At 72.6% G+C, this 21,338-nt stretch carries 24 protein-coding genes; 14 read left to right on the top strand and 10 right to left on the bottom strand.

Going from position 1 to position 21,338, the window contains the following annotated elements:
* Positions 1–24 precede the first annotated feature (24 nt).
* Positions 25–1,632, bottom strand: coding sequence for an NAD(P)/FAD-dependent oxidoreductase (locus AB0B57_RS14440; protein WP_357069065.1), 1,608 nt, complete (start codon positions 1,630–1,632; stop codon positions 25–27).
* A gap of 72 nt (positions 1,633–1,704) precedes the next feature.
* Here AB0B57_RS14440 and AB0B57_RS14435 point away from each other — a divergent pair, with 72 nt between their 5' ends.
* Positions 1,705–3,138 carry an aldehyde dehydrogenase family protein gene (locus AB0B57_RS14435; protein WP_357069063.1) on the top strand — a complete coding sequence of 478 codons (1,434 nt, stop codon included), beginning with the start codon at positions 1,705–1,707 and terminating at the stop codon, positions 3,136–3,138.
* A gap of 70 nt (positions 3,139–3,208) precedes the next feature.
* Here the strand turns inward: AB0B57_RS14435 and AB0B57_RS14430 are convergent, their stop codons facing one another.
* Complete coding sequence (locus AB0B57_RS14430; protein ID WP_357069061.1) at positions 3,209–3,610, bottom strand: ChaB family protein; 402 nt, start codon at positions 3,608–3,610, stop codon at positions 3,209–3,211.
* A gap of 179 nt (positions 3,611–3,789) precedes the next feature.
* Here AB0B57_RS14430 and AB0B57_RS14425 point away from each other — a divergent pair, with 179 nt between their 5' ends.
* The 4 genes from AB0B57_RS14425 to AB0B57_RS14410 all read left to right on the top strand — a co-directional run bounded on the left by AB0B57_RS14425 (position 3,790) and on the right by AB0B57_RS14410 (position 6,173).
* Positions 3,790–4,776: a YihY/virulence factor BrkB family protein gene (locus tag AB0B57_RS14425; protein ID WP_357069059.1), complete on the top strand. Its 987-nt coding sequence runs from the start codon at positions 3,790–3,792 to the stop codon at positions 4,774–4,776.
* A 101-nt stretch (positions 4,777–4,877) separates the two neighbouring features.
* The gene (locus tag AB0B57_RS14420; RefSeq protein WP_357069057.1) at positions 4,878–5,294 is read left to right on the top strand and encodes a DUF2795 domain-containing protein; all 417 of its coding nucleotides are present in this window, start codon (positions 4,878–4,880) and stop codon (positions 5,292–5,294) included.
* 53 nt (positions 5,295–5,347) lie between these two features.
* Positions 5,348–5,809 carry an SRPBCC family protein gene (locus tag AB0B57_RS14415; protein ID WP_357069055.1) on the top strand — a complete coding sequence of 154 codons (462 nt, stop codon included), beginning with the start codon at positions 5,348–5,350 and terminating at the stop codon, positions 5,807–5,809.
* Positions 5,810–5,912: 103 nt separating this feature from the next.
* Positions 5,913–6,173, top strand: a complete 261-nt coding sequence (locus AB0B57_RS14410; protein WP_357069053.1) for a hypothetical protein — start codon at positions 5,913–5,915, stop codon at positions 6,171–6,173.
* Here AB0B57_RS14410 and AB0B57_RS14405 read toward each other — a convergent pair.
* Entirely contained in the window at positions 6,131–7,528 is a 1,398-nt protein-coding gene (locus AB0B57_RS14405; RefSeq protein ID WP_357069051.1) for an MFS transporter, read from the bottom strand. The two genes, AB0B57_RS14410 and AB0B57_RS14405, sit on opposite strands and share 43 nt — an antisense overlap.
* Positions 7,529–7,686: 158 nt before the next feature.
* Here AB0B57_RS14405 and AB0B57_RS14400 point away from each other — a divergent pair, with 158 nt between their 5' ends.
* Entirely contained in the window at positions 7,687–7,896 is a 210-nt protein-coding gene (locus AB0B57_RS14400; RefSeq protein WP_357069049.1) for a hypothetical protein, read from the top strand.
* Here the strand turns inward: AB0B57_RS14400 and AB0B57_RS14395 are convergent.
* Positions 7,893–8,342 (bottom strand): hypothetical protein, encoded by a 450-nt coding sequence (locus AB0B57_RS14395; RefSeq protein WP_357069047.1) that lies wholly within the window; start codon positions 8,340–8,342, stop codon positions 7,893–7,895. The genes AB0B57_RS14400 and AB0B57_RS14395 overlap by 4 nt on opposite strands.
* 162 nt (positions 8,343–8,504) lie before the next feature.
* On the opposite strand from AB0B57_RS14395, the gene AB0B57_RS14390 reads away from it, so the two are divergent.
* Positions 8,505–8,858, top strand: a complete 354-nt coding sequence (locus AB0B57_RS14390) for a DUF6401 family natural product biosynthesis protein (RefSeq protein ID WP_357069045.1) — start codon at positions 8,505–8,507, stop codon at positions 8,856–8,858.
* A 72-nt stretch (positions 8,859–8,930) separates the two neighbouring features.
* On the opposite strand, the gene AB0B57_RS14385 is transcribed toward AB0B57_RS14390, so the two are convergent.
* Complete coding sequence (locus tag AB0B57_RS14385) at positions 8,931–9,743, bottom strand: hypothetical protein (protein ID WP_357069043.1); 813 nt, start codon at positions 9,741–9,743, stop codon at positions 8,931–8,933.
* A gap of 198 nt (positions 9,744–9,941) precedes the next feature.
* On the opposite strand from AB0B57_RS14385, the gene AB0B57_RS14380 reads away from it, so the two are divergent.
* The 3 genes from AB0B57_RS14380 to AB0B57_RS14370 all read left to right on the top strand — a co-directional run bounded on the left by AB0B57_RS14380 (position 9,942) and on the right by AB0B57_RS14370 (position 14,186).
* The gene (locus AB0B57_RS14380) at positions 9,942–12,080 is read left to right on the top strand and encodes a SpoIIE family protein phosphatase (protein ID WP_357069041.1); all 2,139 of its coding nucleotides are present in this window, start codon (positions 9,942–9,944) and stop codon (positions 12,078–12,080) included.
* Between the two features lie 26 nt (positions 12,081–12,106).
* On the top strand, positions 12,107–12,784 hold the full coding sequence (locus AB0B57_RS14375) for an HAD family hydrolase (RefSeq protein WP_357069038.1): 678 nt from the start codon (positions 12,107–12,109) through the stop codon (positions 12,782–12,784).
* A gap of 106 nt (positions 12,785–12,890) precedes the next feature.
* Complete coding sequence (locus tag AB0B57_RS14370) at positions 12,891–14,186, top strand: cation:proton antiporter (protein WP_357069036.1); 1,296 nt, start codon at positions 12,891–12,893, stop codon at positions 14,184–14,186.
* Positions 14,187–14,296: 110 nt separating this feature from the next.
* On the opposite strand, the gene AB0B57_RS14365 is transcribed toward AB0B57_RS14370, so the two are convergent.
* On the bottom strand, positions 14,297–15,256 hold the full coding sequence (locus tag AB0B57_RS14365) for an FAD-dependent oxidoreductase (RefSeq protein ID WP_357069034.1): 960 nt from the start codon (positions 15,254–15,256) through the stop codon (positions 14,297–14,299).
* Positions 15,257–15,335: 79 nt separating this feature from the next.
* Here AB0B57_RS14365 and AB0B57_RS14360 point away from each other — a divergent pair, with 79 nt between their 5' ends.
* Positions 15,336–15,560 carry a DUF3072 domain-containing protein gene (locus AB0B57_RS14360; RefSeq protein WP_357069032.1) on the top strand — a complete coding sequence of 75 codons (225 nt, stop codon included), beginning with the start codon at positions 15,336–15,338 and terminating at the stop codon, positions 15,558–15,560.
* A gap of 94 nt (positions 15,561–15,654) precedes the next feature.
* Here AB0B57_RS14360 and AB0B57_RS14355 read toward each other — a convergent pair whose 3' ends face one another.
* Positions 15,655–16,155, bottom strand: coding sequence for a metallophosphoesterase (locus tag AB0B57_RS14355; RefSeq protein WP_357069030.1), 501 nt, complete (start codon positions 16,153–16,155; stop codon positions 15,655–15,657).
* A gap of 84 nt (positions 16,156–16,239) precedes the next feature.
* On the bottom strand, positions 16,240–18,066 hold the full coding sequence (locus tag AB0B57_RS14350; protein WP_357069028.1) for a glycoside hydrolase family 15 protein: 1,827 nt from the start codon (positions 18,064–18,066) through the stop codon (positions 16,240–16,242).
* A 110-nt stretch (positions 18,067–18,176) separates the two neighbouring features.
* Between AB0B57_RS14350 and AB0B57_RS14345 the strand changes: the two genes are divergently transcribed.
* Positions 18,177–18,764: a general stress protein gene (locus AB0B57_RS14345; protein WP_357069026.1), complete on the top strand. Its 588-nt coding sequence runs from the start codon at positions 18,177–18,179 to the stop codon at positions 18,762–18,764.
* Positions 18,765–18,815: 51 nt separating this feature from the next.
* Here the strand turns inward: AB0B57_RS14345 and AB0B57_RS14340 are convergent, their stop codons facing one another.
* Together AB0B57_RS14340 and AB0B57_RS14335 are read right to left on the bottom strand one after the other, a co-directional pair.
* The gene (locus tag AB0B57_RS14340; protein WP_357069436.1) at positions 18,816–19,403 is read right to left on the bottom strand and encodes a DUF1684 domain-containing protein; all 588 of its coding nucleotides are present in this window, start codon (positions 19,401–19,403) and stop codon (positions 18,816–18,818) included.
* Entirely contained in the window at positions 19,400–19,804 is a 405-nt protein-coding gene (locus tag AB0B57_RS14335) for a helix-turn-helix domain-containing protein (RefSeq protein ID WP_357069024.1), read from the bottom strand. The genes AB0B57_RS14340 and AB0B57_RS14335 overlap by 4 nt, the downstream gene beginning before the upstream one ends.
* A gap of 94 nt (positions 19,805–19,898) precedes the next feature.
* Here AB0B57_RS14335 and AB0B57_RS14330 point away from each other — a divergent pair, with 94 nt between their 5' ends.
* Together AB0B57_RS14330 and AB0B57_RS14325 are read left to right on the top strand one after the other, a co-directional pair.
* Complete coding sequence (locus AB0B57_RS14330) at positions 19,899–20,906, top strand: hypothetical protein (protein WP_357069022.1); 1,008 nt, start codon at positions 19,899–19,901, stop codon at positions 20,904–20,906.
* Positions 20,903–21,316: a VOC family protein gene (locus AB0B57_RS14325; protein ID WP_357069020.1), complete on the top strand. Its 414-nt coding sequence runs from the start codon at positions 20,903–20,905 to the stop codon at positions 21,314–21,316. Before AB0B57_RS14330 ends, AB0B57_RS14325 begins: the two co-directional genes overlap by 4 nt.
* Positions 21,317–21,338 lie beyond the last annotated feature (22 nt).

Below are 21,338 nucleotides of genomic sequence, written 5' to 3'. Positions count from 1 at the left end.
GCAGGGGTGGGGGGTGGGGGTGGGTTAGGTGGGGTAGATGGTTTTGTGGGCCTTGGCTATGGCTGCGGCGTAGGCGGGGCCGGTGAGGGCACGGTCGCGGGCCAGCGCCGCGCGGGCCGCGTTCGCGCCCGGTGCGCCGTGCACCCCGCCGCCGGGGTGCGCCGAGGCGCTGGCCAGGAAGAGCCGGTCCACCGGGGTGTCCGCCCGACCCAGGCCGGGAATCGGGCGCAGGAAGAGCTGCTGGTACGCGGCGGCGGTTCCGCCGCCCAGCGCACCGCCGACCAGGCTCGGGTTGTCGCTCTCCAGGTCGGCGGGCCCGGCCACGTGTCGGCCGACGACACGTTGCCGGAACCCCGGGGCCGCCGCCTCCAGCACCTCCTCCATCCGCTGCACGTGCCCGGCGACGTCCTCGGCGCGCCAGTCCCGGCGAAACGGCAGGTGGGTGTACGCCCAGAGCGACTCGGTGCCCGGCGGAGAGTGGCTGGGTTCGGCCACCGACATCTGCCCGACCAGCAGGAACGGGTCGCGGGGCAGCTCGCCACGGGCCAACTCGCCCGCGTAGTAGGTCAACCCGTCGAGGTCCGCGCCGAGGTGCACGGTGCCGGCGCCGGCCAGCTCCCGGTTGGTCCAGGGCACCGGCGCGGAGAGTGCCCAGTCCACCTTCAGCGTCGACCCGTCCCACCGGAAGTGCGCCAGGTCCTCCACCAGCCGTGACGGCAGGGCCGCCGCGCCGACCAGGTCGAGGAACAGCGCTGGCGCGGGCACGTCGGCGAGCACGGCCCGGCGGGCCCGCCAGAGCGAGCCGCCCTGCGTGCGTACCCCCATCGCCCGGCCCCGGGCGGTGAGCACCCGGTCGACGCGGGCGCCGTAGAGGATCGTCCCCCCACGTTCCTGTAGCCGGGCCACCAGCGCGTTGGTGATCTGCTGTGCGCCGCCCTCGGGCACCGGCCAGCCGATCTGTTGGCCGAGCATGGCCAGCAGCCAGCCGTACACCCCGGAGCCGGCCTCCTCCGGGGACAGGTCGGTGTGCAGGGCGCAGCCGGCCAGCAGGGCCGGCCCGCCGGCGCCGTCGAAGAGTTCGTCGCCGAGCTTGCGGACCGGCACCACCAGGCGTCGCGCCAGTCGCAGCGCGCCGGCGACGCGCAGCCGACGCAGCAGACCCAACCCGCCGCGGACCGGCGGGAACGGCGAGGTGATGGCCGTCAGCATCGGCTCGGCCACCTCCACCCAGTCGGTGTACGCGTTGAGCCAGCGCTTGCCGTCGCCGGGCGCGAACTGCTCCAGCGAGGCGGCGGTGACGTCCGGATCCCGGTTGATCACGGCGGCCCGGCCGTCCGGCAGCAGGTGCGCCAACACGTCCGGCGCGTGCCGCCAGGACAGGCCGTGCCGACCCAGGTCGAGGTCGCGCAGCACCGGTGAGGCGTACCCGAGGGGGTAGAACGAGCTGTACAGGTCGCTCAGGTAGCCGGGCGCGGTCACCTCGGCGGAGCGGATCGCGCCGCCGGGCACCGCTGTCGCCTCCAGCACCACCACCTCCCAGCCGGCGTCGGCCAGCAGGTTGGCCGCCACGAGACCGTTGTGACCGGCCCCGACGATGACGGCGTCCACGCTCGGCGCGGCGGTGGTAGTCATCCGATCCGCCTACCCGGGGCGCGACCGGGCGAAACGCGTTTGCCGCGCCGAGGCCGGGGCATCCAGCGCCGCATGTACACGGTTGCGCAGTTGGTGGGCGGGGTGTGGGGCGCGGGCGGCGACGGCGGCGAACTTGTCGTGCGTGATCCGGCGGACGACACGCCGGTCAGCACGGTGCCGGTGGCCACCGCCGACGAGGTCGGCAAGGCGACGCAGGCGGCCCGCAACGCGGCGGCTCAGTGGGCGGCGACCGCCCCGGCCGAGCGGGCCGCGGCGCTGCATCGAGCCGCGGACGCGGTGGCGGAGGCCGTCGAGGAGTTGGCCGCGGCGGTCACCGCCGAGATGGGCAAGCCGTTGGCGGACGCCCGCGGCGGCGTCGAGGCGGGCATCGGCACCCTTCGACAGTACGCGGAGCTGGCCCCGCTGCGCGGTGGGCGCACGCTGAACGGCGCGGCGGACGCGCTGGACTTCCTGACCCCCCAGCCGCGCGGTGTGGTGGCCGCGATCACGCCCTGGAACGACCCGGTGGCGATCTCCTGTGGGCTGCTCGGCGCCGCCCTGGTGACCGGCAACGTGGTGCTCTACAAGCCGAGCGAGCGGACCCCCGCGACCGGTTGGCTGCTGACCCGGGCCCTGGACCAGGCGTTGCCGGCCGGCGTGTTGTCGCTGCTCACTGGTGGTGGTGCGGTCGGTGCGGCGCTGGCCGCCCAGGACGTCGACGTGGTGGCGCACGTGGGATCCACGGCGACCGGGCGGGCCATCGCCGCCGCCGCGGCCCGCACCGGGGCGAAGGTGCTGCTGGAGAACGGGGGCAGTGACCCGATGATCGTGGACGCGGGCGTCGATCCGGAGTGGGCGGCCGGGCAGGCCGCGCTCGGCGCGTTCGCCAACGCGGGGCAGATCTGCGTGGCGGTGGAGCGGATCTACGTACACCGGGAGGTGGCCGACGACTTCGTGGCCGCGCTGGTGCGGCGCGCCGACGCCCTGCGGGTCGGGTCGGGCCGGGCACCGGACACCGACCTGGGCCCGTTGGTCGACCGGCGGCACCGCGATCAGGTGCACGGGCAGGTGGCGTCGGCGGTGGCGGCCGGCGCACGGGTACGGACCGGCGGCGAGGTGCCGGACGGGCCGGGTGCGTTCTACCCGGCCACGGTGGTCACCGACTGCCGGCACGACATGCCGTTGGTGCGGGAGGAGACGTTCGGGCCGGTCGCCCCGGTGGTGGTCGTCGACTCGTTCGACGAGGCGCTGCGCTGCGCCGCGGACTCCCCGTACGGACTGGCCGCCACCGTGTTGACCTCGTCGATGAGCCACGCGCAGCGGGCCTGGCGGGAGCTGCCGGTGGGCACCGTGAAGGTCAACGCGGTGTTCGGCGGGGCGCCGGGGGGTGCCGCGCACCCGCGCCGGGCCAGTGGCCAGGGCTTCGGGTACGGCCCGGAGTTGCTGGACGAGTTCACCGCCACGAAGGCGGTGCACATCGAGGCGCCGGGCGGCGGTCACTGGTGAACAGCACGGGCGGACGCAGGGGTGGCGCGTCCGCCCGTACCGCGTCGGTGGTGCTCCTCGGGGGCGGCGGTCAGTCGCCGCGAGCCTTGCGGGTGGCCCGGTCGTTGGCCTTCTCGATCGCCTTGACCAGGTCCGGTTTGGTCATGCTGGACCGACCGGGAACGTCGAGTTTGCGGGCCACCGACATGAGGTGGTCCTTGGTGGCGTTGGCGTCCACGCCACCGGCGGTGGGTGCGCGCCGTTCCGGCCCGCCGCCGGCGGCCTGCTGATCGCTGGGGCCCTTGCGGCCCTTCGGCTCCCAGTGGTCGCCCACCTTCTCGAACTGGTGCTTCACCGCGGCGAAGGCGGTGCGGTGCGACCGCTCCCCCTCGCCGTAGGTCTCCACCGCCGAGTCGTGTGTCTTCTCCCAGGTGCGCTGCGCCTTCTCCGGGGAGCGTCGCAGCGTGCTGGGCAGGTCCTCGCGCCCGGGCATCTCGTCCTCCTCCGTGTCGACTGGGGGTCACCCTGCCCGTTCCCCGGTGACGCGGCGGCAAACCGTAGCGGTACGGGTACGGCGACGAGCGGGTTTGTCGATTTCGTGATCCGGGTACCGGCCGCCGCAGGCCCGACCGGACGACCGGTCATCCGGTGGCCGGGACGCAGGGAGCGGGCATGACGACCACGGAGCCCGACACGACGCGTGACGGCGGATCCGGCACCCCCGTGCCCCGGCGGATGCGGCAGTTGAGCTGGCGGACCTGGCGTGGGGTGCTGGTGCGCAGTGTGCAGAACTTCGTCAACGACAACTGCTCCGACTGGGCCGCGGCGCTCACCTACTACGGGGTCCTGGCGCTCTTTCCGTCCGCCATCGTGGTGGTGGCCCTGGTCGGTCTGGTCTCCGATGGTGAGCGGACCCTGGACACGGTGGTCGACCTGGCCAACCAGGTGGGTGCCGGGTCGGTGGTGACCGGCGACGACGGCGGCGTGGTCGGGGTGATCCGCACCGTGGTGCTCGACCAGAGCAACCCCAAGCTGCTGCTGAGCTTCGGCCTGCTCGGTGCGCTGTGGTCCGCGTCGGGTTTCATCGGCGCGTTCACCCGGGCCTCGAACTCCATCTACGGGGTGACCGAGGGCCGGCCGGTCTGGAAGTTGCGGCCCATCCAGATCGTCCTGGCCGCGGTGACGCTGGTGCTGCTCGCGGTGGTCGCCCTCGCGCTCATCGTCAGCGGTCCGGTCACCGACGCGGTCGGCGAGCTGATCAACGCCGGTGGCCTGGCCCGCACGGTGTGGAGCGTGGCGAAGTGGCCGGTGCTCGCCATGGTCATGATGGTGCTGCTGTCGCTGCTGTTCTGGATCGCGCCGAACGTGCGTCAACCCCGCTTCCGTTGGCTCACCCCCGGCGGCGCGGTGGCCCTGGTGTCCTGGACGGCGGTCTCCTTCGGCTTCGGCTTCTACGTGGCCACCTTCGCCTCGTACGGGACGACCTACGGCAGCCTGGGCGCGGCGATCGCGTTCCTGGTCTGGCTCTACCTGTCCAACTCGGCGCTGATGCTGGGCGTCCAGATCAACGCCGAGGTGCAGCGCGGACGCCAGTTGCAGGCCGGCGACCCCGACCCGGAGGATCCGGTGCTGCCGCCACGCAAGCCCGCGACCTCCTGACCGACGGTTTCCGACCGGATGTCCGGTGCCGAGCCCGACCGAGGGCCGGTTCGTGGCCGGGTGCCGGTTTAGCGGCCGGGGTGCCGGGTAGCGCAGAAGGCATGGAGCGTGGCAACAGCAAGCACGGACCCAGGATCGACGAACAGATGAGTCAGGAGGTCAGCGGCCTCGTGCAGGGGCCGGGGACCGGTGGCTCCCGGGTCGACGAGTCGCGGGTGCCGGAGCCGGCTGGCGAGGACCAGCCGGAGACGACCACCGCGCCGGCCGGCGACCTGCGCACCGGCACCCCGCAGGGGATGAGCTCCACGGACGTCGAGCAGCGCAGCCGGCTGGGCCGGTTCATCTCGATGAGCGCGCTGCCGGGCGACCGGCTGGTGCTCATCGCCAGCGCCCGCGAGAACGAGGCGCCGGACGACATCGTGGCGTCGCTGGAACGACTGCCCGAGGGCACCCTCTACCAGACGGTTTCCGAGGTGTGGGCCGCGCTCGGCAACAAGAACGAGACAACTCGCTGGTGAGCGGGATCGCCCCCGATCCGACAACCACCAGCGACTGAAGGAGGTTCTTTCCGATGAGTGGTGTTACCGAACACGTCGAGGTTTCCGTACCCGTGCGCACCGCGTACGACCAGTGGACGCAGTTCGAGGAGTTCCCCGAGTTCATGGAGGGCGTGTCGGAGGTCAAGCAGCTCTCCGACACGATGACCCACTGGACTGTGGACATCGCCGGGGTGAAGCGTGAGTTCGACGCCGAGATCACCGAACAGCTCCCCGACGAGCGGGTCGCCTGGCGCTCCACCGACGGCACCCAGCAGGCCGGCGTGGTGACCTTCCACCGGCTCGACGCGGACAAGACGCGGGTCACCCTGCAGCTCGAGTTCGAGCCGCACGGGGTGGTCGAGCAGGCCGGCGACAAGCTCGGCATCGTCGACCGGCGGGCCAAGGGCGACCTGGAGCGGTTCAAGACCTACATCGAGCGGCGCGGTCAGGAGACCGGTGCCTGGCGCGGCTCGGTGGACCGTCCGCAGCCGTGAGGATGAGCAGTGACACCGATGGCCGCCAGAGTCCTGGCGGCCATCGCCGTGTCCGAGCCTCGTCGCCCGTTTGCGATCATCGCGCCCGGGTACCGCTGAAGACATGACCGACGACAACATCAGGGTGTGGCGGGACGAGGAACGGCTTCCGTTGGAAGAACTGGAACAGGCGGTGTCCGGCTCCAGCCTCGACGGGCAGGCCGACGACGTGACGGCCAACGACGCCGGCGAGGAAGCCGCGTTCGGGCACGGGCCGGCCGCCTCGGACCGCGACGGGGAGGCCCGGGGCACGGCCCGGGAGGCGACCGACCCGCAGCGCGCCTACCGCCCCTCCACCACCGGCCGGACCGGGCCGGACGTCTGATCCTCCCCGCCGGGCTGAGCCGGCACCGTTGGCACCGGCCGCCCGGCGGTGGGTCGACGGGCACCCCACTCGTACAGCGCGATCAACGCCAGCGCGAGCACCAGCAGGGCCGCGCCCAGCACCTGCACCGATGTGTGGCCGATCAGCACACCGAGCCCACCCGGGACGAGCGCCGCACCGATGCCGGAGGCACCGATCTGCAACCCGATGGCCCGGTCCGCGTGCGCCGCGCCGACCCGGTCGGCGGTGGTGAGGGTGAGCAGTGGGAACACCGGCGCGGCGGCGAAGCCCACCACGACCAGGCCGAGCACCGCCAGCGCGGCCGGCCCGGGTACGGCGATCAGCGCCGCACCCACGGCCATCCCGACCAGGCTGGCGCGCAGCACCTGCGTGGCACCCAGGCGCTCGGCCACCACGCCCTGCACCACCCGACCCACGAAGAGACTCCCCCAGTACGCGGAGACGCAGCCGCCGGCCACCGCCGCGCTCACGCCGCGCCCCTCGGTCAGCAGCAGGAACGCCCACAGGCCGGCGGACACCTCGATGGCGACGTACAGCGCGAAGGCGAGCGTCCCGGACCACACCGCCGGCAGCCGCAGTGTCGCCCCGACCGGCAACCGCACGGCCGCAGAGGCCCCGGCACCCACGGCCGCGGCGTCCTTGGCGGGATTTGTCCCGACAGCGGCGGCACCGGCGGGCGCCGTGCCGCTGGCGGCGGCCCCGGTGGGCGCCGTGGCGGCGGCGTCCGCGGGCAGCGTCCCGCCGACGGCGGCCCCGGTCGGCGCCGGCTCGCGGTGCCAGGCCCGCATGGTGAGCACGAACGCCACGGCCAGGGCGAGCTGGGCGGCGGCCACGATGCCGTAACCCCAGCGCCAGGCCAGCCCGGCGCTCAGCACCCCGGTCATGATCAGCGGACCGATCGCCACGCCCAGGCCGAAGAAGGCGTGCAACCAGTTCATGTGGCGCGGCCCGAACGCCCCGGCGGCGTACGCGTTGAGCCCGGAGTCGACCGCGCCGGACCCGAGCCCGAGCAGCAGCGCACAGCCCACCAGCACGGCCAGCACCGGGCTCAGCGAATAGCCGGTCAGCGCCAGGCTGGCCAGCACGGTGCTGCCGGCGAGCAGCGCGCCCACGCCGATGCGGGCCAGCGTGAACCCGGCCACGACGCTGGAGGTCAGATAGCCGACGGTGCCCGCGGTGAGCACCAGACCCACCGCCTCGGTCGGTACGTCGAAGTCACTCCGCGTGGAGGGCCAGGCGACACCGAGCAGGCCGTCGGGCAGGCCGAGGCTGACGAACGCGAGATAGGCCAGCAGGAGCAGCGAGGCGCGGGGGCGCACGGGCGTGGTGGACACGAGACACCATCCTGCCGCAGGGGCACCCTAATGCCGTAGGCCACCTATCGCGCGTGGCGCGAAGAAGTCGTGTCCGGACGGTCGAGAAAACGGACAGCTCATCCAGAATCGGCCGATCGGAGGACGGCAAGCGGGCTTGTTCGCGTAAGAATTTCGGGATGCATCAAGGCTCCGGAATCCTCTCGACGCGTCAGCGCCGGCTCGCCTGGCTCGGCTTCCTGCTCGCCGCCCTCCAGGCGCCCGTGTCCGCCCGGCTGGTCGCCGACGAGTCGTGGCTGTTCAGCCTCTGCGTCGCACTGATGGTGGCGACCGTGATCATCGCCGACGACGCGGCCCGGCGTCGCCCGGCCGACGCGACAAGCGACTAACCCTCGCCGCCCGGTCGGGCCTCGTGGCCCGGCCGGCCCCGGCTGCGGCGGCGTTCCTTCATCTCCGCCTCGTAGAGGTGGCGTCGCCCGCCCACCAACTCGTCGCGGGCCTGCTGGTCCAGCTCCCGAAACAGCGCATGGTAGCCGTCGTCGAAGTCCTCGACGAGCTGGAACGTCCACCGCCCGGCGATGACGTTGCGACCCACCAACTCCGTGTCGATCCGGTCGGCGAGGCGCGAATGCCCGGCGGCGCGCAACTGCTGCACGGCGTCGCCGAGCGTGAGGTCGGCGTGCCCGATCAGCTGGTGCATCGAGTACAGGTGCCCCCGGGCCCGCTCCACGCACTCCAGCGCCTCGCTGAGCTTGCCGAGCGCGTCGACCGTCGCGTCGCTCACCCCGGGCGGTCGCCGGTGCCGCTCGTCCGGTCCGTCCGGCTGCTGTCCCATCGCCTGCCTCCGTGCCGTGTGCCGCGAAACGCTCGTGGTTCTCCTGCTGCCCCGTCTGTGGCGGATCAACCCTCGCGGTCAGCACCTGTCGCCAGTGGCGCAGCCGACATCCGCCGAGTGGCCGACGGCGACACCGTCACCTGTCGGTTAGCCTCGGTCACCATGCGTGTGCCGTTCAACCGGGTCGCCTCCCGTACCGCCGTCGACTCGGCGCGGTCCACCCTGGCTGCCCTCACCGTGTCCCTCGGCACCGTCGGGCTCGCGGCCGCCGCCGCGCGACCGGGGCTGTTGGCCCTCGTCGACCAGCACGCGGCCGCCGTGCGGGACAGCCTCGACGGTGACCGTCAGCCGCTGACCGCCGCGACACTCGCCGGCTACGCCGAGGGAGTCCGGGCTGCCGCCCTGGAGCACGGGTGGGCTGCACCGGACGGGCCGGTGGACTGGAGTCGCCCGGAGTGGCTGCTCACCCGACTGCTCGCGGTCTGCGCGCTGGCCCGCTCGCTCGACCGGGCCTGACACGCGCGGGGAGGGCGCCCCGCGCACCGATGCGCGGACCACCCTCCCCACCTGCCGTGCCGTTGCGCCTCGTTAGGCGCGGTACTGCGGAGCTTCCTCGTCCACCCGAGGCATCGCCTGGGTACGATCGCCGCCGCGGTCGGCCATCTGCCGCTCCACGTCGCTCCGCCCGGCCGCGTTGGCCTGACGCTGCTGCTGCACCGCCCGAGCTTCCCGGGCGGCCCGGTCCAGCCAGCCGTCCCAGCGGTTCTGCATCGGCTTCACGAGACCGCCACCGACGCCGACGATCAGGATGCCGGCCACCGTGGCGAGCACCGCGATCAGCACCGGGGTCGTCACCGTGGTGGCGATACCCACCTGGTTCAGTGCGGCGATCACACCGAGCGCGATGACGAAGATCGCCGCCAGGTCGGCAAGCACCTTGCCGTACGAGAGCCCGCCCAGCGCCCCGGTGACCAGATCCCGGACGGCGTTGGCGATCGCGGCCGCCACCACCACGATGATGATCGCGACGAACGCACGCGGCAGCCAGGACACCACCCCGCTGATCAGGTCACTGATCGCGTTGGGCCCCCAGACTCCGAACGCGAACTGCAGCGTGAACAGCAGTACGGCGTAGTACGCCAGTCTGGCCAGAATGTCGGAGGCGTCGTACTTCGTTCTCTCCAGGGCCCGTTTGATACCGCCACGTTCGACCGCCTGGTCGAAGTGCACCCGTTCCAGCACCGTATCCACGATCTTGAGGACGGCTCTGGCGATGAGCCAGCCGACCACCAGGATGACGATGAAGGCCACTGCCTTCGGGATGAAGAGCAGCACCGACCTCCAGGTGTCGGCGATGGCATCGCCGATGTCGGCCTGCCGGACCGCGAGGGTCTTCAGCATGATGTCCCTCCTGTCGCATGGACTGCGCCGGGCGCATACCCGGCTACCGGTCGGGCAGTCCGCGCAACGCGCCGCGTTTTTCCCGGCCGGCCGACGATCAGGGGCCCGGACCTGCCCAAATGGGCATCGCGGCGATGACGGCGACGGGCCACGGCCATGATCGGATGCCTTTTTCGGTGGGCCGACTAGGCTGCGAACATGCCAGGAACGGTCGGGCGAGTCCCCACGCCAGCAACTCCGGCCCCGGGTGCGTCCACCGGCCCCGGTGCGGCCGCTGCCGTGCTCGCCCACGACTGGGCCGGCACCCCGCTGGGCCCACCGGAAAGTTGGGACGTGGCGGTCCGGGCCGTGATCGAGCTGATCCTCGCCTCGCCGATGCCGATGGCCCTGGCGTACGGCGACGACCTGGTTCTGCTCTACAACGCCGGCTACGCCGAGCTGCTGGGCACCAAGCACCCGCGCGCCCTCGGCCGCCCGGCCGCCGAGGTGTTCGCCGAGATCTGGGCGCTGCCCGGCGTCGGTCAGGTGTTCGAGCGCACCTACCGGCAGGGGGTGCCGTTCCTGGAGAAGGAGTCGACCCTGCCGTTGGTGCGTGGGCACTCCGCCACGGTGGAGCAGGCGGTCTTCACCCGGGGCTACTCACCGGTGCGGGACAGCACCGGCACGATCGTCGGCATGTTGACGGTCGCGGCCGAGACCACCCACGTCACCGAGCAGTTGCAGAGCCTCAGTGAGGTGGCCGCGGCGCTGGCCGGCACGCTCACCCTCGACGACGTGGCCCGGGTGGCGCTGCGGTACGCGATCACCACGTTCGACCCGGACCAGGCCTCGTTCGCGGTCGACGAGGGGGGCGGTGGTTGGCGCATGGTGCGCCGGGTCCGCGGCGAGTTGCTGGACGAGGCCGACGAGCGGCTTCCCCCGCTGTGGCGGCGCGCTCCGGCGGACTGGTCGGCCCCGGTGGTGCAGGCGGCCGGCTCCGGCCGCCCGTCCTTCGTCCGTGACGGGCAGCCGCTGCGCGAGATCGCGGTGGACCGCCACGACCAGAAGATCCGCTCGATGGCGGCCCTGCCCCTGGGCACCTCGGTGGTGCGCGGCGGGCTGGCGGTCGGCTACCAGGTGTCGCACACCTGGTCGCCTGCCGAGCGGGCGCTGCTGGCCGCCTCGGCCGAGCTGATCGGCCAGGCCGCGGAGCGGGCCCGCCGGTTCGAGACCCAGCACGGCACCGCCCAGTTGTTGCAACGCAGCATGTTGCCGGAGCACCTGCCGGACCTGCCCCGGTTGCGGGTCGCGGCCCGCTACGACCCGGGGGTGGACGGCAACGCCGCCGGCGGTGACTTCTACGACGCGTTCCTCCTGCCCGGCGGCGCGCTCGGCGTGGTGCTGGGCGACGTCGCGGGCCATGACGTGCAGGCCGCCGCGCGGATGGGCCAGGTCCGGGCCGCGCTGCGCGCGCTGGCACTTGCCGACCCGGCACCCGACGCGGTGCTGGCCGGGTTGGACCGGCTGGTGACCAGCCTGGGCGCGGAGGCCAGCACCCACGAGCTCTTCGTCACCGTGGCGTTCGGGGTCATCGACGCGGAGCGTCGAGAGCTGACCCTGGCCAGCGCCGGTCACCCCGCGCCGCTGATCCGCCGCGGCGACCCGGAGGGCCGCTCCTTCGCCGAGTACGTCGACGTGCCGGCCGGCCCTCCGCTGGGCCTGGGCGGCCGGCCGGGCACCGTCACTGTCGCGTTCCGCCCCGGTGACACCCTGCTGCTGTTCAGCGACGGGGTGGTGGAGCGTCGGCGGCAAAGCCTCACCGCCGGGCTGGCCACCCTTGGCGACGCCGTCGCCAAGGCCGGCAGTGGCGACCCCCGCGCGCTGTGCGCCGTGGCCACCGCGGCGGTGCCGGGCAGCACCGAGGACGACGTGGCGGTGCTGGCGGTCGAACACGCGCTCAAGCCGAGCCGCTCGGCGAGCATGGAGGTGCCCGCCGAACCCACCGCACCCAGCCGGGTTCGGCACTGGATGACCGGCCAGCTCACCGAGTGGCAGGTGGCCGAGTCGGTGATCGGGGCGGCGGTGCTGTGCACGAGCGAACTGACCACCAACGCGTTGCTGCACGCCGGCACCGCCGCCCGGGTGGAGATCGATCTCAGCCCCGAACGACTCCTGGTCTCGGTCGCCGATTCCGGTACCCGAGGCACCGTGACCCGGACCCGCACCGACACGTTGAGCAGTCGGGGGCGCGGCCTCGGCCTGATCGAGGAGCTCAGCGACGCCTGGGGCACCGACCCGTCGGTCCGCGGCTCCACGGTCTGGTTCGAGATTCTCACGCCACCGGCCGCGCATCCCTGAGACGCCCGAGGGGTAGGAGGACGCCCATGCGTACCGACGAGCCCTCCGGAGTCCTCTTCGACGTCGACGGCACCCTGGTCGACACCACCTACCTGCACACGGTGAGCTGGTGGGAGGCGCTGCGCCAGACCGACCAGCCGGTGCCCATGGCGACGGTGCACCGGTCGATCGGGATGGGTTCGGACAAGCTCCTCGACCACCTGCTCGGCCCCGAGCGGGACCGGGACGCCGATCCGAAGCTGCGCGACGCGCACGACACCCTGTACGCCGAGTACTGGGAACGACTCACGCCGCTGCCCCGGGCCGCCGACCTGCTGCGCGCCTGCGCCGAGCGCGGGCTGCGGGTGGTGCTCGCCACCTCCGCCTCCGGACCGGAGGTGGACGCGTTGCGCCGGGCGCTGGCCGCCGACGACGTGATCGACACGGTCACCTCCTCCGAGGACGCCCAGCAGAGCAAGCCCGCGCCGGACATCCTGGTCGCCGCGCTGGAGCAGTCCGGGTTGACCGCCGAGCGGGTGGTCTTCGTCGGTGACTCGGTGTGGGACGTCGTCGCGGCTGGCAAGCTGAGCATCCCGTGCGTGGGCGTGACCTGTGGCGGCACCAGCCGCGGTGAGCTTGCCGGCGCGGGCGCGGTGGCGGTGTACGACGACCCGGCCGCACTGCTGGGCGAGTTGGCCGACTCGCCGTTGACCCGACCCAGATGAGGTTCACTCCGGTTCACCGGCCTGCGCGCGCATAGCCGAGGCCTCGCCGGGGCATGGTCTGTCACCACCTGCCCGCGCCCCGCGGGTGCGGCGGAAAGGTGGTGCCGTGGAGCCGGTAGACGTGGCGTTCGCGCTGGTGGGCCTGGGCGCTCTGCTCGCGGGCATCCTGCCCCGGTTGCTGGAGCAGCGCCCGCTGTCCATGCCGATCGCCTTCCTCGCCCTCGGCATGCTGGTGTTCCTGCTGCCGGTCGGGCTGCCGACACCCGACCCGCTGGCCCACCCGGAGCTGACCACCCACCTCACCGAGATCGGCGTCATCGTCGCGCTGATGGGCGCCGGGCTCAAGATCGACCGACCGTTGAGTTGGCGGCGGTGGTCGTCCACCTGGCGGCTGCTGGCGATCGCCATGCCACTGTGCATCGCGGCGGTGGCCCTGCTCGGCTGGTGGTGGGCGGGGCTGGTGCCGGCCGCCGCACTGTTGTTGGGCGCCGCGCTGGCCCCGACCGATCCGGTGCTCGCCGCCGACGTTCAGGTCGGCGAGCCGACCGACGTGGAGGACTCCGAGGACGAGGTCCGCTTCGCGTTGACCTCGGAAGCCGGCCTCAACGACGGGCTGGCGTTCCCGTTCGTCTACGCCGCCATCGCCATCGCCTCGACAAGCCTCGCCCCGGGCGACTGGCTGGCCGAGTGGTTCACCGTGGACGTGCTCTGGAAGGTGGGCGTCGGGGTCGGCGGCGGGCTGCTGATCGGCTGGTTGCTCGGCAAGCTGTTCTTCCGCGCGCCCAGTGAGCTGCGGCTGGCCCGGCACGCCGAGGGCTTCCTGGCGCTGGCCGCCACCTTCCTGGCGTACGGGTTGGTGGAGGTGGTCGGCGGGTACGGCTTCCTGGCGGTGTTCGTGGCCGCGCGGGCCATCCGGGCCGCCGAGCGGACCCACGAGTTCCACTCGGTGCTGCACGACTTCGCCGAACAGGTCGAACGGTTGCTCACCCTGGTGCTGTTGCTGCTGCTCGGCGGCGCGATCGTGGGTGGCCTGCTGGCCCCGCTGACCTGGCCCGCGGTCGCCGTCGGGCTGGCCCTGGTGTTCCTGATCCGGCCGCTGTTCGGCTGGTTGTCGCTGCGGGGCGCGCCCGGCCGGCCGGCCGAGCACTGGGTCATCTCGTTGTTCGGCATCCGCGGTGTCGGCTCGTTCTACTACCTCGCGTACGCCACCACGAAGGCCGACTTCCCGCAGGCCGAGTTGCTCTGGGCGACCGTCGGGCTGGTGGTGCTCGTGTCCGTGGTGGTGCACGGCATCACGGCAACGCCGGTCATGCAACTGCTCGACCGGGAGGGCGAACGCACCTCCGACCCAGCCGAACGGGACCCCGACGCCCGGCCGGTAGCCGCCGCCGGCCACGCCTGAACGAGTAGGTCAGCGGCCACCTGAACGCACGCCGACCCGCGCCGATCGCAACGGCCAGGACGGCCGCCCGAACCCGTCGGCCGGCAGGCCGGCCCTGCCAGGCGGGCGGGTCAGGCCAGCCGGGCGGCGATGGCGCGGCCCAGGTCCCGACCGGAGCGCCAGGCGCTCTGCACCCGGGGTTTGCCGAACGCGTCACCGGCCAGGCCGATCCCGTCGGCATCCAGGTGGTGGGTGTCAGCGGTGGGACCGCCGGTCGGCTTCGCGTACGTCCAGCGGTGCACACGCACGTCGAGGGCCTGCGCCGGCAACCCCAACAGGTCCCGGACGGCCTGCTCGACCGCCGGACCAGCACCGCTGGGCTGGGCCAGGTGCCCGGCGGCGAACTCCGGCGTGGTGTGCGCGACGAGCACCGGAGCGCCGTCACCGCGCCGGTCGCCGTCGTCGCAGACGAGGTTGACGACCGGGTGGCCGTTGACGAACGCGCCCCGGAAGTCCGGCCAGCGCCGGGTCGGGAAGCGCAGCACCACGGCCAGGGACGGTGACCAGCGTTGTGCCTGCACGACCCGGGTGGCGTCGGTGAGCGCCGGGTCGAGCAGCAGGGCGGCCTGCGGGCCGGGCATGGCCAGCGCGACCGCCGCACAGGCCTCGCCGTCCACGGACGGTCCGGCGTCCACGCTCAGCACCAGCCGGTCGACGGTCACGGGCACCGCGCTGGCCAGGTGTTCGACTAGTGAGCGCAGCCCGCGCGGGGCGGCGAAGCGCATCGGGCCGGGCACGTCGTGTCGCCCGTTCTCGTCGTACGCCTGGAAGGTGTCGGTCCATTCCCGGACCAGGCCGGCGGCGCGCCACTGCTCGACGACGGCGACGAAGTCCGGGTCGGTGGCGGTGAAGTACGCGGCACCGATGTCCGCGGGCCGGCCGTCGAAGCGTTTGCTGGCCATCCGGCCGCCGCAGACGTGCCCGCGCTCCCGGACCTGCACCGGCACCCCGGCCCGCGTCAACTCCACCGCACAGGCCACCCCGGCGATGCCCGCCCCGACCACCACCACCTTCGACCGGTCCACGTCCATTCGGTGATCGTAGGTGGCGGCGGGCGGACAGGCATGAACCCTGGAGATCAGGGTACTGGCACACCTGTTCGAAGAGAGGATGACGACGATGACTGACCGCGCCAACGAGCAGGCCGACCAGCATGCCGCGATCAAGGACCCGGACGAGTGGGTCACCGGCGACGAACCGCCCACCGCGGCGCAGGAGTCCTATCTGGGCACCCTGGCCCGGGAGGCCAACGCGGAGTTACCCAGCAACCTGACCAAGGCCGAGGCGTCCAAGCGCATCGACGAGCTACAAGCCGAAACCGGCCGAGGCCAGTAACCCTGCCCCATCCCGCCGCGCCCACCCCGCCCGCGCCCCACCCGCCCACCCACCCACGCGGGCGCGGCGCGGGGTGGGGCCGGCGGCCCGACGGTCAGGGGCGGGGCAGGCGGTGCAGCGTGACCTTGGTCAGGCGGCCTGCGTCGATCTCGGCAGTCAGGTAGGTGGCGTGCGGCTGGGAGCGGCGGTCGGTGGGTGAGCCGGGGTTGAGCAGACGCAGCCCGCCGGGCGCCCCGGTGTCCCACGGGATGTGCGAGTGCCCGAAGACCAGCAGGTCGACGTCGGGAAAACGGGCCGCGCAGCGCTGCTCACGACCGGTTCGTGGCCCGGTCTCGTGCACCACGGCAATCCGCAGGCCGTCGAGGTCCACCCGGGCCACCTCCGGCAGCCGGGCGCGTAGGGCCGGGCCGTCGTTGTTGCCGTACACGCCGACGAGTCGGCGCGAACGCGCGCTCATCGCGTCGAGCAGCGACTCGTCGACCCAGTCGCCGGCGTGCACCACCACGTCCGACTCCTCGATGGCCGCCCAGAGCGGCCCGGGCAGGTCGCGGGCCCGCTTGGGTACGTGGGTGTCCGCCGTGAGCAGCAACCGCATCCCGCCATTCTTCCCGGCTCGCGGCTGCCCCGTGCGCGCGGCCCGCCGCCACTACCGAACCGCGCACGCGCGGCGGCGGCGGCACTACCGGACCGGGGAGAAGTACGACGGCGGCATGCCCTGACCGCGCAGGGTCGGGTCCTGCTCCACGTCGGTGAGCACACCGGCGGCGTTGATCAGGCCGATGTGGGAGAACGCCTGCGGAAAGTTGCCCAATTGCTCCCCGGTCAGCGGGTCGATCTGCTCGGCGAACAGGCCGAGGTCGTTGACCCGCTCCGCCAACCCCCGGAACAGCTCGTGCGCCCGGTCCCGCTCACCGGCCAGCGCCAGGCAACACACCAACCAGAACGAGCAGATGAGGAACCCCGCCGGGTCGCCGTCCCAGCGCCGCAGCAGGCCGTCGTGTGACAGCCGCTGCTCCACGGCGCGGATCGTCGACCGCATCCGCGGATCGTCGGCCGGCAGGAACCCCACCAGCGGCATCACCAGCACCGACGCGTCCAGGTCGTCGGATTCGAAACTCCCGGTGTACGACTGGAGCCGCTCGCTCCACCCTCGCTCGAGCACCTGCGCGCGGACCTTGTCGCGGACATCCGCCCAGCGTGCCACGTCCTGCGGCTCGCCGAGTTGGTCACCGAAGCGGACCGCCCGGTCCAGGGCGACCCAGCACTGCACCTTCGAGGACACGTGGTGGTGTTCGACGCCGCGTTCCTCCCACATCCCCGCGTCGGGCAGCTCCCAGTCGCGGGCGGCCTGGTCGGCGAGCAACCGGAGGACGTGGCGCACCTCCTGGTCCATCGGCTCCAGCTTGTCGCGCATCAACCAGGCGGCGTCCAGCGCCTCGCCGAAGATGTCGGTCTGCCGCTGTTGCCAGGCGTCGTTGCCGATCACCACCGGCGGGCTGTCGCGGTAGCCGCCGAGCTGTTCCAGGCGGTGCTCGGTGAGATCCCGTTCCCCCAGCACCCCGTACATGATGGGCACCGGTTTGTTGTCGACGCGGCCCATCGCCCGTCCCAACCAGGCGAACTGCCGCTGCACCTCGTCGAAGCACGCCGTTCGCCACAGCGCTCGCAGGGTGAGACTGAAGTCGCGCACCCAGACGTAGCGGTAGTCGTAGTTGCGGTCCCCGCCGAGCTCCTCCGGCAGGGACGTGGTCACCGAGGCCACCACCGCCCCGCTCGGTCGGTACGTCATGCCCTGCACCACCAGCCGACTGCGCCGCACCTGCTCGGCGTAGAGCCCGTCGTATCCATGTTGCGCGGTCCAGGACCGCCAGCCGGCGACGGTGTCGGCGATGGTCTGGTCGGCGTCCGGCACCTCCGGCAGCGGGGCGTCGTAGGTCGGGGCGTACCCGAGGGTGAAGTTGTGTCTGGTGCCGGCGCGGACGGTGAACGTCGCGGCGGCCTCGCCGTCGCCGGAGGTCAACCGCACGCTGCCGCGCAGGGTGAGCCGGGCGGCCCCGGCGATCGCCTCCAGCATGTCCTCCCGCTCGATCAGGTACGCGATGGTGCGGCCGTACTCGAAGCGCGGCCGGTAGTGCACGCGCATCGGCACCGCACCGGAGAGCCCCTCCACCGAGCGAACCAGCACCTGCGGGGAGTGCAGGCCGATGTCGTGACCGCGGGAGCCCGGCTCGAAGGCGAGCGCGTCGGTCAGGGCGACCTCCCCCTGCGCGGTGCGGAAGACGGTCCGCAGCACCAGGGTGTCCTCCAGGTAGCCGCGGTGCACGCTGTAGTCGCCCTCGGGCCGGATCGACCAGTGCCCGGCGCCGTCGTCGAGCAGCCGCCCGAACACCGACGGGGCGTCGAACCGGCCCGGGCACCACCAGTTGACCGAGCCGGTGGCGTCCACCAGCGCCGCGCTGCGGCCGTCGGCGAGGAAACCGTAGTCGCTGATCTGTCCGTTCTTCACCTGGCTGCCTACCCGGGCCGCCCGTGCTCATTCCCCTCCGACGCCCGGCGGACACCGCGTTACCGGTCGGCCTGGAGGGGAAGCCGGGGAGCTGACGAGGGAGGATGCTCATGACGTCAGCTTCGGGGCCGACCGCCGCGTGGCGGCCCGGCACACAGGATGGCGACCTGCTTCCATCCGGGCCGGCCGGCCGCCTGTCGACGGCGGGCGGTGACGGCCACGGGCCGCAGACCGGTTCGCCGACCGTGACGATCGGTCCGTACCCGGACTATCCGGCGGCACAGCGGGTCGTCGACTATCTGGCCGACAATCGCTTCCCGGTGGAGCACACCGCCATCGTCGGCACCAACCTCACCCTGGTGGAGACGGTGCTCGGGCGGATGACCACGGGTCGAGCCGGGCTGCTCGGCGCCGGTACCGGCGCCTGGTTCGGGCTCTTCATCGGCCTGCTGTTCGGCATCTTCACCGTCGGCAACTGGCTGGCGGTGATCCTGGTCGGGCTGGTCATCGGTGCGATCTGGGGTGCCGTGTTCGGCGCGGTCGCGCACGCCATGACGGGCGGGCAGCGGGACTTCACCTCGGCCAGCTCACTGCGCGCCGGCCAGTACGCGGTGACGGTGGACGCGCAGCTCGCCGACCAGGCGCGGCAGCTGATGGGTCGGATGCAGCTGCCCGGCCCCGCCACCAACGCCCGCTGAGCGCCGATCGACCGGCCGTCCGTCCCGGCAGCACTCGGGGCGGGCGGCCGTTCAGTCGTGGTACGTCAGCTCGCCGGCACGGATGTCGACCTCGACCCGGTTCTCCGGCGGCGCCAGGGGGCACGCCCAACGGTCGTCGTACGCGCAGCTCGCGTTGTAGAGGTAGTTGCCGTCCAACCGGACCCGGTCGCCGGGCAGCAGCTCGACGCCCCGGCCGAAGGTGCCCTTCACCGTGTCGGTGAGGTACCGGCCTCCCCCGTACGTCTCCCGACCGCTGGTGCCGTCGCGAACCGGCACGAACAACCCACCCCCGTACGCCTCGATCCACCACAGGGTCAGCGACCCCCACGGCGTCTCGGCCACCGCCACCCGCCGGTACGCCACCACCCCGTCCGGACCGCCGGTGTCGATGCGCAGCTCACCACTGGCCGGCCGGAGCGGCGCCTCGACCACGGCATCCGGGTTGGCCGGGAAGTAGCGCACCCCGGTGAAGTCGGCCCGCTCGGCCGGCGGGATCGGGCTCTGCGGGTGGGTGGCGAAGAGTTCGTCGCGGCCGGCACGGAACCCGGTCAGGTCGACGTCGGACAGGTACAGCCGGGCCACCCGTTCCCGCCAGTCGGCCAACTCCAGGTCGCTCAGCATGCCGGGGACTCCTGATCGAATGACAGCTCTCCGGACCGGACGGGCTTGCCACACGCCTGACAGCGCACCTCGGCGACGAAGACCTGGCCGCAGAGCTCGTGGATGAAGTCGACCCTGGGCACGTCGCCCTCGCTGTAGGTGTCACCCCAGCGCTTGAGCACGAGGATGACCTGCCCGAGGTCCTTGCCCTTCTGGGTGAGTTCATAACCCGCGACCTTGCCGGTCTCGGTGGCACGGGCCTGAAGGATGCCGGATTCGCCCAGTTTTCGCAGTCGGGCGGCCAGAACGTCCCTGGGCGCGCCGACGGCGCGAAGGATCTCGGTGTAGCGCGAGGCGCCGAACGCGAGCGCTCGCACGATATGCAGCGACCACCTGTCGTTGACTGCGTCGAGCGCCACAGCGAGAGTGTCCCGCTCTGGTTTGGTTTTCAAACCGTCAGTGCTACGGTTCGTTTGGTTGGACATTCAAACCACACTACCCGAGGAAGCACCCATGACGTCGCCATCCGATCCACGTACCGACGGAGCGTCGCCCGTCGTCACCCAGCGCCGAGCCTGGACAACGCTCGTGATCACCGGGCTGATCATCGGCACGGCGTTCATCGCGGTCTATGTCGGACTGCAACGCAGCCCTCAGCCGAGCCAGCTGCCGATCGCCGTGGCCAGCGCGCGGCTGGCGCACACCGCACAGGCCGGATTTGGTAACGCGGTGGCCGTCACCGAGGTCGCGAGCGTCGCGGACGGCGAGGCCATGGTGCGCCACGGCGACGCCGTCGCCGTCCTCGGCGAAACCTCCCCCACCACGCTGACACTCGACTATGCCGGCGCGAGCGGGTTCAGCGAGAGCGGCGCCGCGCGTCAGCTCGCCGCCGGTCTCGCCGCGAAGACGGGGGCCACCGTCCAGGAAAACGACATCGTGCCGCTGGCGGCCTACGACAGCCGAGGGCTGTCCGCGTTCTACGTGGTGTTCGGCGTCACCCTCGCGTCGTTCGTCCTCGCGCAGGGGCTCACCGCAGCCACCGCGAAGGTGCGGCTGCGGCACCGCCTCTACGCGATGGGCGGATTCGCCGTCCTGATCGGTGTGATCGCGGCGACCGTCGCGGGTCCGGTGTACGGATCACTCACCGCACCATTCCCGCTGCTCGCCCTCTCGCTCATCCTGCTGTCCGCCGCCAGCGCCTTTACGACCAAGGCGCTGGGGGCCTGGCTCGGCCCGGCGGGTATCGCCCTGGCCGTCCTCACCCTCACGACCATCGGCAACGCGACGAGCGGAGCGACGATCGGGGTCGATCTGTTGCCGGAGTGGGCACAGGCGATCTCGGGGAAGCTCCCACCGGGCGCGGCGGTACGAGCGGTCAACAACTTCGGCTACTTCGACGGCGCACACACCCTGGCGCCCCTCGGCATCCTCGCGACCTGGTTCGTGGCGGGCCTCGGATTCGTCCTGCTCCGGCAGCGCAGCGCCCAGCGCCGCCCGCTCACCGCCGAGGTGGGACGGTGACCGCCCGGGTCAGCCCGTACCTCAGCTTCACCGGCAACACTCGCCAGGCGATGTGGTTCTACCAGTCGGTGTTCGGGGGCAACCTGGAGATCACCACCTTCGGCGATCTCCAGGGGTCGACGGGTACGGCGCAGGACGAGCTGATCGCCCACGCGACGCTCAGGGGGACGACTGGGGTCGTGCTGATGGCCTCCGATCGGACGCCGGGCGACGACGCGGTCAGGGGCAGGTCGTCGATCACCCTCGGCGGCGACGAGGCGGAACTCGTCACCTACTGGGAGCGACTGTCCGAGCGAGGGACGGTCACGGTGCCATTCGCCAGATCGCCGTGGGGCGCGCTCTACGGCAGGTGCACCGACAGGTTCGGAACCGACTGGCTGGTGAACGTCACCGCGCCGGCGGCGCCCTGATCCGAGCACACCCTCAGCGCCG

It is taken from the genome of Micromonospora sp. NPDC049101 (genome assembly GCF_040648675.1).
Taxonomy (GTDB): domain Bacteria; phylum Actinomycetota; class Actinomycetes; order Mycobacteriales; family Micromonosporaceae; genus Micromonospora.
This window is presented reverse-complemented; position numbering and strand designations above follow the sequence as displayed.